Origin of the sequence: Curtobacterium sp. MCLR17_058 (genome assembly GCF_003234705.2) — a bacterium.
GTDB lineage: Bacteria > Actinomycetota > Actinomycetes > Actinomycetales > Microbacteriaceae > Curtobacterium > Curtobacterium flaccumfaciens.
The window spans coordinates 1,731,512-1,746,947 of the sequence record NZ_CP126262.1; the positions used below are offsets into that span (position 1 = coordinate 1,731,512).

Annotated in this window: 14 protein-coding genes and 1 other RNA gene; 10 read left to right on the top strand and 5 right to left on the bottom strand. The window is 72.8% G+C overall.

The features are described 5' to 3' along the window. Positions 1-13 precede the first annotated feature (13 nt). Together DEJ11_RS08220 and DEJ11_RS08225 are read right to left on the bottom strand one after the other, a co-directional pair. Positions 14-580 carry a GIY-YIG nuclease family protein gene (locus DEJ11_RS08220; protein ID WP_111104359.1) on the bottom strand — a complete coding sequence of 189 codons (567 nt, stop codon included), beginning with the start codon at positions 578-580 and terminating at the stop codon, positions 14-16. Positions 581-1,091: 511 nt separating this feature from the next. Further along, on the bottom strand, positions 1,092-1,937 hold the full coding sequence (locus DEJ11_RS08225; RefSeq protein ID WP_111104358.1) for a siderophore-interacting protein: 846 nt from the start codon (positions 1,935-1,937) through the stop codon (positions 1,092-1,094). Positions 1,938-2,021: 84 nt separating this feature from the next. Between DEJ11_RS08225 and DEJ11_RS08230 the strand changes: the two genes are divergently transcribed. The 10 genes from DEJ11_RS08230 (at position 2,022) to DEJ11_RS08275 (ending at position 12,649) form a co-directional block, all read left to right on the top strand. After that, the gene (locus tag DEJ11_RS08230) at positions 2,022-2,705 is read left to right on the top strand and encodes a biliverdin-producing heme oxygenase (protein WP_111104357.1); all 684 of its coding nucleotides are present in this window, start codon (positions 2,022-2,024) and stop codon (positions 2,703-2,705) included. Positions 2,706-2,932: 227 nt separating this feature from the next. Continuing rightward, positions 2,933-5,590: a phosphoenolpyruvate carboxylase gene (locus DEJ11_RS08235; protein WP_111104356.1), complete on the top strand. Its 2,658-nt coding sequence runs from the start codon at positions 2,933-2,935 to the stop codon at positions 5,588-5,590. A gap of 346 nt (positions 5,591-5,936) precedes the next feature. Then, the gene (locus tag DEJ11_RS08240) at positions 5,937-7,145 is read left to right on the top strand and encodes a multidrug effflux MFS transporter (RefSeq protein ID WP_258375497.1); all 1,209 of its coding nucleotides are present in this window, start codon (positions 5,937-5,939) and stop codon (positions 7,143-7,145) included. 59 nt (positions 7,146-7,204) lie between these two features. After that, the gene (locus DEJ11_RS08245) at positions 7,205-7,540 is read left to right on the top strand and encodes an STAS domain-containing protein (protein WP_017886068.1); all 336 of its coding nucleotides are present in this window, start codon (positions 7,205-7,207) and stop codon (positions 7,538-7,540) included. Further along, positions 7,540-7,953, top strand: coding sequence for an ATP-binding protein (locus DEJ11_RS08250; protein WP_035808261.1), 414 nt, complete (start codon positions 7,540-7,542; stop codon positions 7,951-7,953). Before DEJ11_RS08245 ends, DEJ11_RS08250 begins: the two co-directional genes overlap by 1 nt. A 130-nt stretch (positions 7,954-8,083) precedes the next feature. Further along, entirely contained in the window at positions 8,084-9,067 is a 984-nt protein-coding gene (locus DEJ11_RS08255; protein WP_111104353.1) for a helix-turn-helix transcriptional regulator, read from the top strand. Between the two features lie 64 nt (positions 9,068-9,131). Beyond that, a complete protein-coding gene (locus tag DEJ11_RS08260; RefSeq protein WP_111104352.1) occupies positions 9,132-9,746 on the top strand; it encodes an RBBP9/YdeN family alpha/beta hydrolase in 615 nt (204 codons plus the stop codon). Positions 9,747-9,852: 106 nt separating this feature from the next. Continuing rightward, positions 9,853-10,932 carry a hypothetical protein gene (locus DEJ11_RS08265; protein WP_111104351.1) on the top strand — a complete coding sequence of 360 codons (1,080 nt, stop codon included), beginning with the start codon at positions 9,853-9,855 and terminating at the stop codon, positions 10,930-10,932. Between the two features lie 134 nt (positions 10,933-11,066). After that, entirely contained in the window at positions 11,067-11,912 is an 846-nt protein-coding gene (locus DEJ11_RS08270) for a Nif3-like dinuclear metal center hexameric protein (RefSeq protein ID WP_111104350.1), read from the top strand. A gap of 2 nt (positions 11,913-11,914) precedes the next feature. Further along, positions 11,915-12,649, top strand: coding sequence for a zinc ribbon domain-containing protein (locus tag DEJ11_RS08275; RefSeq protein WP_027465445.1), 735 nt, complete (start codon positions 11,915-11,917; stop codon positions 12,647-12,649). Positions 12,650-13,044: 395 nt separating this feature from the next. On the opposite strand, the gene rnpB is transcribed toward DEJ11_RS08275, so the two are convergent. The 3 genes from rnpB to map form a co-directional block, all read right to left on the bottom strand. Beyond that, positions 13,045-13,405: RNase P RNA component class A (gene rnpB / locus DEJ11_RS08280), an RNA gene on the bottom strand. A 172-nt stretch (positions 13,406-13,577) separates the two neighbouring features. After that, positions 13,578-14,327 carry a polyphosphate--glucose phosphotransferase gene (gene ppgK / locus DEJ11_RS08285; protein WP_027465446.1) on the bottom strand — a complete coding sequence of 250 codons (750 nt, stop codon included), beginning with the start codon at positions 14,325-14,327 and terminating at the stop codon, positions 13,578-13,580. 41 nt (positions 14,328-14,368) lie between these two features. Next, complete coding sequence (map, locus tag DEJ11_RS08290) at positions 14,369-15,232, bottom strand: type I methionyl aminopeptidase (protein ID WP_071403965.1); 864 nt, start codon at positions 15,230-15,232, stop codon at positions 14,369-14,371. Positions 15,233-15,436 lie beyond the last annotated feature (204 nt).

Sequence of the window (15,436 nt, forward strand, 5' to 3'; positions counted from 1 at the left end):
GTCCGGCCGGGGCTCAGCCTCGGAGCGCGAGCGCCTCGCTCGTCCACCGGGCGTGCAGGTCCCACGGGTCGTCGACGCCGGCGGCGACGGTGTCCACGTGGGCCAGGAGCTCCGGCGTCACCCGGAACCACTCGGTACCCGGGTACCGGCTGGCGGCGAACGCGGCATGCCGTCGGCGTTCGAGGGTCCGGTCACCGCGCTCGAACGCCAGCAGGTCCTGGTGCGGGATCGCCGCGAGCCGCTGCCGGGGGTTCATCGTCGTGCCGATCTTGATGCGGTCGCCGAAGTCGTCGCGCATCCGCAGGTAGTAGACGACGTCGACCCGAGGGGGAGCGAGGTCGCCGTCCGGCACGTCACCCCATCGCCACTCGCACCGGGCACACACCATCCCCGAGGGGTAGCGCACCCCGACCCGCGAACCGCACGCCGGGCACGGGCCGGGCAGTGCGTCCTCGATGCCGGGGTGTTCGGCCGCGAGGTCGGCGATGAACGCGACGTGCGCGCCGCACAGGGGGACGCCCGCGAGTCCGTCCGCGAGCACGCCCGCGCAACCCGGCACGCAGCACGACGAGGTGACCATGCGCCGAACGCTAGCCCGACCCACCGACGTGCCCCGGGCCTCCCGGCCGCTCCGCGCGCTGGGCCCACCGGGTCGAACCGTGCGTACCTGGTCGAATCGGGCGTCCCTGGTCCGATCTTCCGACCAGGTATGCCCGTTCCCACCAGCCATCGCGCGCGCTCTGGGAAGGAACGGGCGTACCTGCGGGAACCGGGCGCCCCGCACGTCGGTCGATCCGGGTGTACCGACCGAGATCGGGCGTGCCTGGCGCACCTGGTCGAATCGGGCGTACCTGGTCCGCTCTTCCGACCAGGCACGCCCGTTTCCACCAGCCATCGCGCTCGTTCTGGGATGGAACGGGCGTACCTGCGGGAACCGGGCGCCCCGCACGTCGGTCGATCCGGGTGTACCGACCGAGAACGGGCGTACCTGGTCGAATCGGGCGTACCTGGTCCGTTCTTCTGACCAGGTACGCCCGTTTCCACCAGCCACGGCGCCCGTTCTGGGAAAGAACGGACACGCAGGCCCGCCGTCAGTCGGTGAAGATCACCCCGACGGGCTCGCGCTTCTCCTCCTGGAACTCGTCCTCGCCACGACCGAGCGCCCAGTACGCCGACAGCGACATCTCGCGCTTCTCCAGCCCCCAGTCGTCCTGCAGCAGCCGACGGATCGCCTTCATCGCGGTCCGCTCGCCGTGCGCGAAGACCTGGACCGGCCGGGAGGCACGCGGCAGCCCGCGGGCCGTCTCCAGCAGGGGCGTGCCCGGCTGGGCGCCGGTGGCGTCCCGGTGCAGCCACCGCAGGTCGACCCCGGCCGGGTGCCGGAGGTCCTGCTCGTCCGCGGGCCCGGCCACCTCGACCAGGGCGACCCCGGTGGCGGAGTCGGGCATCGACTCGAGTGCTGCGCCGATCGCGGGCAGGGCGCTGTCGTCACCGAGCAGCACGTGCGTGACCGCCGGGTCGGTGGTGGGCGCGTAACCGCCACCGGGCCCGGACAGGGCGAGCCGGTCGCCCGGCTGCGCGGATGCTGCCCAGGGACCGGCGAGGCCCTCGTCGCCGTGCACGACGAAGTCGATCGCGATGGTCCGCGTGGCGTGGTCGACCGCGCGCACCGTGTAGGTGCGGCGGGCGGGGCGGTCCTGCTTCGGCAGGGACTCGCGCAGGGCCTCGAGGTCGTACGGCGGCACGAGTCCGAGCGACGGCTTCGCGAGCAGGAGCTTGACGTACTTGTCGGTCGAGCCGAGCCGGTCGGGGTCGGCCTGGGCGACGAAGTCCTCGAAGGCCGAGCCGCCCAGGTGCACGCGCACCATGTGGGGCGAGAGCCGTTCGGTGCGGTCGACGACGAAGACGTGCTGGGGGCGTTTGGGTTTCGAGCTCATCGTGGGGGAGCTTCCTCTCGCGGGTTCGGCGCCACCTGGGTGATCCCTGCTTGACGCGCGCTTCACTAAGGTTAGCCTTACCTCATGGACTCGACCGTCATCCCGTTCTCCGAGCTGCTGCGGCGTCGCACGCGGCGCTCGCACGGTGCCTCGGCCACGAGCGGCTTCATGCAGGACCTGCTCGGCGGCGACTGCGACGTCGCCGACTACGCGGACCTGCTCGGACAGTACGCCTTCGTGTACGACGCGCTCGAGCGGGCGGCGGAACGCATGGCCGACCACCCCGTCGCGGCGCCGTTCGTCACCGCGCAGCTCACCCGGATGCCGGCGATCCGTGCCGACCTCGAGTACCTGATCGGCCCGGACTGGTCCGAGCTGGTGTGCCCGCTGCCCGCGACGACCGCGTACGTGCGACGCCTCAACGAGGTCGCGGCGGAGTGGCCCGGCGGCTTCGTGGCGCACCACTACACGCGGTACCTCGGCGACGTGTCCGGCGGGCACGTGATCGGGCAGGTGCTGGCCGAGCAGTTCGGGTTCGACACGAACGGTGTGCTCTTCTACATCTTCGACCAGGTCGCCGACCCGAGCGACTTCGAGCACACCTACCGCGCCCAGCTCGACGCCGCGCCCTGGTCGGCAGAGGAACAGGAGCGGGTGATCGCCGAGGTGGAGCTCGCCTACGAACTGAACCGGGGGCTGCTCGCCGGCCTCGATGCCCGCCGTGCTCCGCTCCGTCAGGAGCCGGGCAGCGCCTCCGTGCCCGCCTGATCCAGCGGCGGAAGGACCGAAGCCCGGCCGCGCGCGGGACCGCCCGGCCCCGCGCGGACCCTTCCCCGCGTCCGTCCGGACCCTGCCCCGCGTCCGTCCGGACCCTGCCCCGCGTCCGTCCGGACCCTGCCCCGCGTCCGTCCGGACGGTCGACGTCATGCGCCCCCGGGTGCCGATACGCTGCTGGGACCCGGGACCAGCCTCCCGGACGACCCGGAAAGGACTCCATGACGGCGATCGACGGATCTGCACGCCACGAGCGCGCGCGGGACGACGTCAGCGGTGCGGTCGACAGTGACCTGCGCGCCGACGTCCGGTACCTCGGCAACCTCCTCGGCCGGGTGCTGCGGGAGAACGGGGGCGACGAACTGCTCCACGACGTGGAGTCGTTGCGCGCCGCCGTGATCGACGCCTACGAGGACGACCACGCCGAGGGTGCAGCGCGTGCCCAGGCGATCGTCTCGGGCATGTCGGCCGAACGCGCCGAGGCTGTGGCACAGGCGTTCACCACCTACTTCCACCTGACGAACCTGGCCGAGGAGCACCACCGCGTGCGGGTCCTCCGGCAGCGCGGTGACGATGGTGGGGTGGCCGGCGACTCGTTCCCCGCCACCTACGCCGAGCTCGTCGCCGAGGTCGGCGAGGCCGAGGCCGCCGAGCGCCTCCGCACCCTGCGGTTCCACCCGGTGCTGACGGCCCACCCGACCGAGGCCCGCCGCCGCGCGGTCACCACGGGTGTCCGCCGCATCACGGACCTCATCGACGAGCGCGACCGCGCCCGGAACGCGACGGCCCGCGCCGAGAACGAGCGCCGCCTGCTCGAGGAGATCACGACCCTCCTGCGCACCTCGCCGCTCCGCACCACCCGGCCGACCCCGCTCGACGAGGTCCGCACCGCGATGAGCGTGTTCGACCAGACCCTGTTCGAGATCGTCCCGCAGGTCTACCGCCTGCTCGACGACCGGCTGCAGGGCGACGACGCCGGCCGCGCATCCGTGATCGCCCCCGCGTTCGTGCGGTTCGGCACCTGGATCGGCGGCGACCGCGACGGCAACCCGCACGTGACGGCCGACGTCACCCGCCAGGCCGCCGAGATCGCGGCGGAGCACATCCTGCTCGGCCTCGCCCGCGCGACCACCCGCATCGGCAGCGCCCTGACGCTCGACGCGAGCGACACCCCCGCCGACGCCGGCCTCACCGCCCTCGTCGCCGCGCAGGAGTCCCTCGACCCGGGCATCGCCGAGCGCATCGGCGTCCGCGCACCGAACGAGACCCACCGTCGTGCGCTCCTGTTCGTCGCCGCGCGCATCGACGCCACCCGGACCGGCACCACCCCGCTGGCCTACGACGGCCCCGAGGCGCTGCTGGCCGACCTCCGCACGATCCAGGCGTCGCTCATCGCAGCCGGCGCGATCCGCCCGGCGAACGGCGAGCTGCAGAACCTGATCTGGCAGGTCGAGACCTTCGGGTTCCACCTGGCCGAGCTCGAGGTCCGCCAGCACTCGCAAGTGCACCGCACGGCCCTGGCGGAGATCCGCGCCGGTGGCGAACTGAGCGAGACCACCGAAGAGGTCCTCGCCGTCTTCCGCACGATCGCCGGGCTGCAGTCCCGCTACGGCGTCCGCGCGGCGAACCGGTACATCGTCTCGTTCACGCAGTCCCCGGCCGACCTGGCGAACGTGCACGAGCTCGCGGTCGCCGCGCTCGGGTCCGCCGAGGCCGCGCCGGTGCTCGACGTCATCCCGCTGTTCGAGACCTTCGCCGACCTGCACGCCAGCGTCGACATCCTCGACGAGGCCGTCCGCACCGAGGCGTTCCAGCGACGCCTCGCCGCGACCGGCCGTCGGCTCGAGGTCATGCTCGGCTACTCGGACTCGTCGAAGGACGTCGGCCCGGTGTCCGCGAACCTGGCGCTGTACGACGCCCAGGCCCGCATCGCCGACTGGGCCCGCGACAACGACATCGAGCTGACCCTGTTCCACGGGCGGGGCGGTTCGCTCGGCCGGGGCGGCGGTCCCGCCAACGAGGCCGTCCTCGCGCAGCCGCCGGGATCGATCGACGGCCGGCTCAAGCTCACCGAGCAGGGCGAGGTCATCTTCGCCCAGTACGGCGACCAGGACATCGCCGCGCGCCACCTCGAGCAGATGGCCTCGGCGACGCTGTTCGCGTCGACGCCGTCGAACGAGGCGCGGACCGCCGCCGCGGCCGCCCGGTTCGCCGACCTCGCCCAGCAGCTCGACGACGTCTCGCGCGTCGCGTTCTACGACCTGGTCAAGGCCGACGGCTTCGCGCCCTGGTTCGCCCGGGTCACCCCGATGGAGGAGATCGGCCTGCTGCCCCTCGGCTCCCGCCCGGCCCGTCGTGGCCTGTCGGTGGAGTCGCTGGAGGACCTCCGCGCCATCCCGTGGGTGTTCTCGTGGACGCAGGCGCGCATCAACCTCGCCGGCTGGTACGGGCTCGGCTCCGCGCTCGAGGCCGTCGGCGACGTCGATGTCCTCCGCGCCGCCTACGCCGACTGGCCGCTCTTCGCCGCGATGATCAAGAACGTCGAGATGTCGCTCGCGAAGACCGACGAGCACATCGCCCGCCGGTACCTCGAGCTCGCCGACCGCGACGACCTCGCCGCGAAGGTGCTCGACGAGATGGTCCGCACCCGCGACTGGGTGCTCCGCGTCTCCGGCGGCAGCGACGTGCTCGAGGACCGACCCGTCCTCGCCCGCGCCGTGCGCCTCCGCAGCCCGTACGTCGACGCACTGTCGCACCTGCAGCTCCGTGCGCTACGTGCCATCCGCACGTCCGGCAGCACGGACCCGACGGACGCCGACCACCGGCTCCTGCTGCTCACCGTCAACGGGATCGCGGCCGGCCTGCAGAACACGGGCTGACGCCCCCACCCCACGGACAGGAGGCCCGGTGCCAGCTGGCACCGGGCCTCCTGTCCGTCCGCGCGCACGTCCCGGGCCGCGCCGTCGAGTGGTCACGAGGCGTCGGCTGCGCCGTCGCCGGACGACGGAACGCGACCACTCGGCGGACGTGAGCGGGGTGTCGTGACCGCGCGCGGCGCCGGACGGGAGGCCCGTGGCGGGCCCGCACCGGGCCTCCCGCCCGTCCGCGCGCACGTCCCGGGCCGCACTTCGTGAGCAGGAACGGTCGCCTCCGGCACCGCGAACCGACCGTTCCTGCTCACGAAGTGCCCGTCGAATCGATTCGGGGACGCGTAGCGTGTCCGAGGTGACGACGGAGCGCAGCCTGGGACCGACGACGACCGTGCTGCCCCCGATCGTGCCGCTGGCGCTCATCGTCGGGGTCTCGCCGTTCGCGACGGACATGTACATCCCCGCACTCCCGGCCATCGCACGCGACCTCGGCACCACGCCCGGCGCGGTGCAGCTGTCGCTCACGGCGTTCCTCGTGGCCTTCGCGGTCGGCCAGCTCCTCGTCGGACCGGTGAGCGACGGGATCGGTCGTCGGCCGATGCTCGTCGCCGGGACCGCCCTGTTCGCCCTCGCGTCGGTCGGCTGCGCGCTCGCCCCCGACGTCGTGACGCTGGTGGTGGCCCGCGTCGCCCAGGGACTCGCCGGTGCCGCGGGCGCCGTGGCCGGTCGGGCGATGGTGTCCGACGTGACGAGCGGCACCCGGATGGCGAAGGTGTTCGGCACGCTCGCGGCCATCAACGCGATCGGGCCGGTGGTGGCCCCGCTGGCCGGGGGAGCGGTGCTCACGGTCGGCACGTGGCGGCTCATGTTCGTCGTGCTGGCCGTGCTCGGTGCCGTGTTCTTCGTGGCGGTGGTCCTGCGGTTCCGCGAGACCCTGCCGCCGGAGCGCCGTGGCGGGGTCGGGTTCGCGGCCAACGGGCAGCGGATCCGCGAGCTCCTGGCGATCCCGCGGTTCCGGGCCTACGTGCTGAGCGGGGTGCTGTCGACGGTGGGGTTCTTCGCCTACATCGCGACGAGCTCGTTCGTGTTCCAGTCGGAGTTCGGGTTCTCCGAGGGGCTGTACACGCTCGTCTTCGCCACGAACGCGTCGATGATGATCGTCACGACGCTGCTGTTCGGCCGGCTCGTCGGACGGTTCAGCGAGGACGCCCTGCTGACCCTGGGCCTGGTCGTCGGGACGGTCGGGGCCACGGCTGTGCTGGTGTCGGCGCTCCTCGGGCTCGGGCCGGTGCCGGTGTGGTGCGCCCTCGCGGTCGTGACGGCCGCGTGGGGCTTCGTCCTGCCGGCGGCGATGACCCGCACGCAGCACGTCGGCGCGGCGCACCCGGGCACGGCGGCTGCCCTGCAGGGCGGCCTGACCTTCGGCATCGGCGGTCTCGGCACCCCGCTCGCCGGCGCCCTCGGCGGCACCGCACTGGCGATGGGCGGGGTGATGGCAGCGCTGATGGCCGCGGCCGTCGTGGTCCAGGTGACGGCGACGCGGCGAAACCGGTCCCACAACTGACGGTCCGAGCCGGTAGGTTGCTGGTTGCAAGGCGCACCGATCTGAGGAGACCCACCGAGATGGACATCGTCGTACACGAGGCGGAGACCGACACCGCCGTCCTGGAGTGCAGCGGCCGGCTCAACATGGTCTCCGCGCCCACCTTCCGCGAGACCGTCGCGCAGATCGTCGGCAACGGACGTTCGCGGCTCGTGGTCGAGCTCTCCGGGGTCGAGTTCATGGACTCCTCCGGCCTCGGCGCCCTGGTCGGCAGCTTGAAGACCGCACGCCAGGCCGGCGGCGACCTCCGCATCGCGGCGCCGTCGGAACAGGTCCAGATGGTGCTCAAGCTCTCCAACATCGACAAGATCCTGCGGACGTACCCCGACGGGGACGCCGCGGTGACCGACTGGTGATGACCGCCCCCGTCGCCGAGCACATGCTCGCACTGGCGTGCCCCCCGGACGACGTGTCCGCCGTGCACGACTTCCTCGCAGGCGTCTGGCAGCACGAGCCGTCCGTCGCCGCCGAGGACCGGATGGCCCTCGAGCTCGCCCTGGTCGAACTCACCTCGAACGTCATCGAGCACGGCGCCCGCCCGGACGGTGTCTCGTGCGAGCTCCGGCTCGAGATCGGCGACGAGCGCTTCCAGGCGCTGCTGTCCGACGACGGGGTCGCGGCGACGGTGGATCCCGACGCCGCCGTGCTGCCCGACGACTTCGCCGAGGGCGGTCGCGGGCTCGCGCTCGTCCGCATGGTCGTCGACGACCTGCGGTACGAACGCGTGGCCGACCGGAACCGCTGGACGGTGCTTCGCTCCCGGCACTGAGCGGGAGCACGGCCGTCATCGATCGGCCGAGTCGCAACGGTCGTCCGCCCAGCGCACTCCGTGGGCCGTAAACCGCAATGACGGGTCGGCGATTGTCGCGTTTCCCGGATACCGTGTCACGATTCGCGCGATGACTGTCGAGCCTGATCCCCGGATCCGGTTCGAGACGTCCGGCGCCGGACTCGACGCGGCCGTGCAACTGTACGAAGAGGCCTACGAGAGCACGGGGTTCTCGGCGTCCCGGACCGATCGTCCGTTCGCGTACCGGTTCCAGGTCGTGGGCGACGGATCGATGACCTTCCGCTCCACCCGGTTCGACGGGCGGATGCAGGGCGAGGTCGAGGTCCCCGACGAGTACGTCGTGATGTGGACGTCGGACGGCGGTGGCCGTGTCGACGTCGGTCGCCAGGAGGTCGACTTCGCACCGGGGGCCCCGCAGGTGTTCCCGACGCGGCGTCCCTTCGTGTTCGACCTGCAGGACGTCCGCCAGAGCCTCGTGCAGTTCGACCGCACGTACCTGGAGGGCGTCGCCGCCGAGGTGCACGGCACCCGGCCCGGCCCCCTCGTGTTCGACCACACCGCAGCGCCCCGGCCCGAGGACCTCCGCGCCTGGAACGCCCGGGTGCAGCGCGCCGCGGCGATCGTGCTCGGCCCGGCACCGCTCACCGCACTGGCCCTCGCCGAGACCGTGCGGGAGACTGCGCTGGCGTTCCTCGACACGTTCCCGCACGAGACCATCGCCTCCGACGTCGCGCTGCCACAGGGTGCCACTGGTCGTGTGCGCGAGGCCGTGGAGTTCATGCACGCCTTCGCCCACACGCCCGTCACGACGACGGACGTCGCCGAGCACGTCGGCCTGAGCGTGCGGGGGCTGCAGCAGGCGTTCCAGCGGCAGGTCGGAACAGCGCCGAACGCGTTGCTGCGGGGGATCCGGCTGGACCGCGTGCACGAGGAACTCCGCCGCGCGTCGGCGGGCGACCTGACGGTGGCGAGCGTTGCCTTGCGCTGGGGCTTCGCGCACCTCGGTCGGTTCTCGGCGGCGTACGCGTCGCGCTTCGGGCAGTACCCGCGCGACACGCTGCAGCAGCCCCGGGGCGCGGTCCCGCAGCTCTGAGCCGGGCAGCGCACCGCGCGTCACACTCCGGAACGGTGCCTCGCTTCTTCGCTACGCTGCCCGGGTGAGCAGACCGCGACCGTGGGTGATCGTCCCCGGCATCTGGAACTCGGACCCGGACCACTGGCAGTCCGTCTGGGAGCGGGAGCAGCAGGACGAGCACGACCAGCGCGGCCAGCACGACCAGCACCAGCAGCGCGCCGCCGTCCGCATCGCCCCCACCTCGTGGAGCGACCCGGACCCGGACGACTGGCGCGCCGCGATCTCCACGGCCGTGGCTTCGTGCCCGGAGCCCTCGGTCCTCATCGCCCACAGCCTCGGCGTCCTGGCCGTCGCCGACTGGCTCGCCACCACGGCGGACGCTCCCGCGCTCGTCGCCGGTGCCTTCCTCGTCGCCCCACCCGACCCGCTCGGCGACACCTTCCCGGACGAGGCATCGGGCTTCGTGGCGCCACGCCCGGTGCCCCCGGCCCAGCGGGTCCCGACGCGCCTCGTCGTGAGCGACGACGACCCGTACTGCAGCGCGGACCGGGCACTCGTGTTCGCCGATGCGATGGGTGCGGACGTCGTCCGTGTCGGCGCTCTCGGGCACGTGAACGTCGCGAGCGGCGTGGGGGACTGGCCCGCGGGCCGGGAACTGCTGCGGGCGTTCGAGGACGGCCTGCGCCCACCTCGGTGACGACGGGCGCGACACGCCGCTCAACTCCACCGCGATATGGCAGGCGGTGCAGCGACACACCGCGGATGTCCCGCGTTTCGGCCCGCGCGATATTTATCCTTCGGACATGGAGACCCAGTCCGGCGCACGCACCCCGCTCGTGGACCCGTTCGGCCGCGAGCTCGAGGAGTGGCTCCGCGACGCACCGGCGACCCGTGCCCCGTACGTGCCGGACCTCGTCGTCCCGCCCGTCACCGGCCCCGTGCAGCGCCCCGGTCACGCCGCGAGCAGCAGCACCGCCGCCGCAGCGACCGCCGATGCGACGACCGCCGACCAGCTGACCCTCCCGGCGCACGTCGCCACCCCGGCACCGGCCGACGAGACGACCCCGTCGGCACCCGTCGCCGCCCCCGCGTTCCGCCGCGACCGCGCCCGCCACGCCGCCGTCTGCGCCCCGTCGTTCCCGGAGCCGCCGGAGCGTCTGGCCCTGCGCATCGAGGACCTCGCGGTGGAGGTGTCGTCGTCCACGGGCCGCAGCAGCATCGAGCGCATCGTCCTGCTCGAGGACGAGGTCCGCCGCCGTGACGAGGACCTGGCTCGCCTCGCCGCGTGGGAGGCCACCGTCGCCGACTCCGACGACCCCGAGGTGACGGCCGCCCGCGCCTTCGCCCACACCGTCTTCGCCGACCTGCTCACCGACGCCGCCGCCGAGGCGGACCGCCGCGACCGTGCCGCAGCCCGCCGCGCAGCGACCGCGCCGGTGGCGCTCGTCACCCGGCCGGCACCCGTGCCGACCCGTGCAGCACCGAGCGTCCCCGCAGCAGCGCAGGCCGCACCCACCGCGGAAGCCGCGCCGGTGGTGGCACTCGTCACCCCGGAACGCGACGAACCCGTCCGACCGGTGCTGGGCCTCCCGGCCGTGTCCCCGGTGTCCGCGGCCACGCGACCCACCCCGCTCGTCCTGCCCGCCACCGGGCCGACGGTCATCGACCGCGCGGCCTTCGCCGCCGCGCTCACCGCGCACCAGGGCGTCACCGCGAGCACGCCGGTCGTCCTGCCGGACGCCGTCGCTGCACCCGTCGTCCCGGCCCCCGTCGCGGACGCGACGGAAGCCGACACCGACACCGACACCGCGGCAGCACCGGCCCCGGCCGGCTGGTGGTCGCGACTCGTCGACCGCCTGCTCGGCCTGCTCGGTCGTCGCTGACGACCCGCGGCCGCGGCGCGGTCGGCTGCACCGCTTCCGGTCACAAGGCCTCCGGCTGCACTGCCTGGAGGCCCGGATCACCCCACACGGACCGGCTGCCCCGTGCGAGGCGGTCGCCTCGGTAGACTGACGGGATGCCGACGCTCCGCGAACTCCAGGCCGTGATCGAGGACCTGTGGCCCGCCGCCGGTGCCGAGTCGTGGGACTCCGTCGGCCTCGTCGCAGGCGACCCGGACGCCACCGTCGAGCACGTGCACCTCGCCGTCGATGCGGTGCCGGCCACCGCCCGTGAAGCCGTCGAAATCGGTGCCGGGCTCCTGCTCACGCACCACCCGTTGCTGCTCCGCGGGGTGACGACGATCGCCGAGTCGACCTACAAGGGCAGCGTCCTCGCGACGCTGGTGCGTGGCGGCAGCGCCCTGCTCGCGGCGCACACCAACGCCGACGTCGTGACGACCGGCACCTCGGCCGTGCTCGCCGACCGCCTCGGGCTCACCGAGCAGCGCCCGCTTGACGCCGGAGCCGACCCCGACACGGGCATCGGTCGCGTCGGTGTGCTGCCCGAGGGGACGACCCTCGGCGCCCTCGCCCGGAAGCTCGTCGACCTGCTGCCGCCCACGGCCACCGGCGTCCGTGTCTCCGGTGACTTCGACCAGCCCGTCCGCACCGTGGCGCTCTGCGCGGGTGCTGGCGACTCGCTGCTCGGCCACCCCGCCGTGCTCGACGCCGACGTCTACATCACGAGCGACCTGCGGCACCACCCGGCCTCGGAGTTCCGCGAACAGGCGCTCCTCGGCGGCGGACCGGCGCTCATCGACACCTCGCACTGGGCCACCGAGTGGCTCTGGCTCGACGTCGCCGCAGAGCAGCTGCGCACCCGGGCCGGGGTCCGCGTCACCGTGAGCGACCTCCGCACCGACCCGTGGGACTTCGCCGTCCTGCCGGCCGCCGAACCCACCACCCCCACAGAAGGAGCCTGACCATGAAGGCAGCACCCGAGGACCAGGTCATCCTCCTCGACGTCCAGCGTCTCGACAACGACGTCACGCGCATCGCGCACCGCATCACGTCGTTGCAGAAGGGCGACCAGCTGACCGAGCTGAGCAAGCAGGCCGCGGCGCTCCGAAGCGAACTCGTCGCCGCCACCGGCGAGGTCGAGGACGCCGAGCGCGACCTCGCCCGCCTGGAGTCCGACACCGCCGTGGCACAGGCCCGTGTCGAACGCGACACCACGATGCTGCAGAACGTCGCGAACGCGAAGGACGCCGCTGGACTGCAGAGCGAGCTCGACTCGCTGCAGCGGCGCATCGGCGGCCTCGAGACCGCCGAGCTCGAGATCATGGAGAACCTCGACGGCCTCCGCGCCCGGGTCGGTGACATCGAGGCCAAGCTCGCCGACGTCGAGGCCGCCCGCGGCGGCCTGGTCGCCGAGCGCGACGCCGAGATCGCCCGGCTCACGGCCGACCGCGAGTCCGCCGAGCAGGCCCGCGCCGACGTCGCCGCCAAGGTGCCGGCCGAGCTGCTCGCCCTGTACGACCGGCAGCGTGCGCGCTACGGCTTCGGCGCCTCGCTGCTGCAGGGTGGCGTGTCGACGGCCTCGGGCGTGGCGCTCAACAACTCCGACCTGCAGACCATCCGCCGGGCTGCGCCCGACGACGTGGTGCTGTGCCCCGACAGCGACGCGATCCTGGTGCGGACGGCCGAGTCCGGGCTGTAGACGCGAGCGACGTCCGTGGCGGAGGCGCGGTGCCAGCTGGCACCGCGCCTCCTGTCCGTTCGTGGGCTGGTCGCAACGCTTCGGGTGCGTGCCGCCGAGCGGTCACGGTCCGTCGGCTGCGGCCGTGCCGGCCGACACTTTGTGACCACTCGGCGAACCTGAGCGGGGAGTCGTGACCGTGCGTGCCGGCCGACGGGAGGCCTGTGGCGGCGCCGCACCGCGCCTCCCGTCCGTCGTGGGCTGGTCGCAACGCGTCGCGCGCCTGCCGCCGAGCGGTCACGAACTGTCGGCTGCGGCCGTGCCGGACGACAGTTGGTGACCACTCGGCGGACCTGAGCGGGGAGTCGTGACCGCGCGCGCCGACCGACGCTGGCCCGCGCGGCACGGAGAAGGGGCGAATGGGCCGGCCGTACGCCGGGTTCTGTCCCGCCGCTTGCACGGCGGTGACGGCCATCTCTCTCGGACCGACGTTGCCGTCGGCCTCCAGCGGTCTACCCGAGGACTCGGCGAGCAGCCTCAACGTCCTCTGTCTGACCTTGCTCCGGGCGAGGTTTACCGAGCGGATCCGGTCACCCGGACCCCTGGTGGTCTCTTACACCACCGTTTCACCCTTACCGACGTTGCCGCCGGCGGTCTGCTTTCTGTGGCACTGTCTCGCGGATTGCTCCGGGTGGGTGTTACCCACCGCCCTGCTCTGTGGAGCCCGGACGTTCCTCGGCGCTCCCGGGGGAGCGACGCGACCGTCTCACCGACCCATTCGCTGGAGCGAGTCTACCCGGCTCCGCGGTGCCCGATGCGAGGGGAGCCCCACGCACACGGATACCTGATGAGAACGGGCGTACCGGGTCGGAAGTTCCGACCGGGTACGCCCGATTCGACCAGGTACGCGCGCGACCAAGTACGCCCGACCAGGTACGCCCGACCCGGACTAGACGCTGCGCGCCGCCAGGGTCGCGGCACCGATGATGCCGGCGTTGTTGCGGAGCGTCGCGGGGATGATGTCGGCCTGCAGGTCGAGCAGCGGGAGGAACTCCTCGTACTGCTTCGAGACCCCGCCGCCGACGACGAACAGCTCGGGGGAGAGCAGTGCCTCGAGCGTCGAGTAGTACTTCTGCAGACGCTTCGCCCAGTGCTTCCACGACAGGTCGTCGCGCTCCTTGGCGGCGAACGAGGCGCGCGACTCGGCGTCGTGCCCCTCGATCTCCAGGTGCCCGAGCTCCGAGTTGACGATGAGCACGCCGTCGTTGATGAGCGCGGTGCCGATGCCGGTGCCGAGCGTCGTCACGATGACCAGGCCGTCCTTGCCCTTGGCCGCACCGAACTGCTGCTCGGCGAACCCGGCGGCGTCGGCGTCGTTGACGAAGTGGATGGAGCGGCCGAGTTCCTTCTCGAACAGCGCCTCGGCCTCGAAGCCGATCCACTTCTTCGACACGTTCGCGGCGGACATCGTCTTGCCGTCCCGCACGATCGCCGGGAAGCAGACGCCCACGGGGACGTCGTCACCGGGGGCGAGCTCACCGATGATCTCCTTGACCACCGCCGTGATGTCCTGGGGCTTCCCGCCCTCGGGCGTGGCCTTCTTGATGCGGTCCGTGGTGAGGGCGCCGGACGCGACGTCGACGATCGCGCCCTTGATGCCCGTACCACCGATGTCGACGCCGACTGCGAGGGAGGTCATGAGGTTGTCGTGCCTTTCGGTTGCCTGCCGGAGGTGTCCGGTCAGGAGACGGTGAGGAGCTCCGCGCCGCGTTCGGTGACGACGAGGGTGTGCTCGAACTGCGCGGTCCACGACTTGTCACGGGTCGAGACCGTCCAGTCGTCGGACCAGATGTCGGCCTCGATGCCGCCGAGCGTGAGCATGGGTTCGATGGTGAACACCATGCCGGGTTCGATCACCGTGTCGTACTGCGGTGCGTCGTAGTGGGGGATGATCAGGCCGGAGTGGAACGCCCGACCGACGCCGTGTCCGGTGTAGTCGCGGACGACTCCGTAGCCGAAGCGCTTGGCGTACGCCTCGATGGCACGGCCGATCACGTTGACCTGCCGACCCGGGGCGACGGCCTTGATGCCGCGACGCAGCGCCTCTTCGGTCCGGGTCACCAGGTCCGACACCTCGGGCGCGGCCTGCCCGACGACGAACGTGCGGTTCGTGTCGCCGTGCATGCCGTCCTTGTAGGCGGTGATGTCGATGTTGACGAGGTCGCCCTCCTGCAGGACGGTGTCGTCGGGGATGCCGTGGCAGATGACCTCGTTGAGGCTCGAGCAGAGCGACTTCGGGTAGCCGCGGTACCCGAGCGTGGAGGGGTAGGCGCCGTGGGCGACGACGAACTCGTGTCCGATGCGGTCCAGCTCGTCGGTGGTCACACCGGGGCGGATGGCTTCGCCGACGGCGTCGATCGCCTGCGACGCGATGCGTCCGGCGACCCGGATGCGCTCGACCTCGTCCGGCGTGTAGGTGTCACCGAGACCGTGCTCGTGGGGCTCGACCTTCCCGACGTACTCCGGACGCTCGATGTCCTTCGGGACGGCGCGGTGCGGGGAGATGCGGCCGGCGGTCAGGTGTCCGTGTTCGTCCCGGGGCATGCGGACCACTCTAGCCGCGGCGCGACGCGCCGAACGCAACCGCCCCAGGGCGCAGCCCGACGCGCCGAGCGCAACGCCCCGGGGTGCGGCCCGACGCGCCGAGCGCAACGCCCCGGGGTGCGGCGCGACGTGGTGGACGTGACTGCCTGGAGGCCCGGTGCCGGTCCGGCGGACCGGCACCGGGCCTCCAGACGGTTGCGTGGG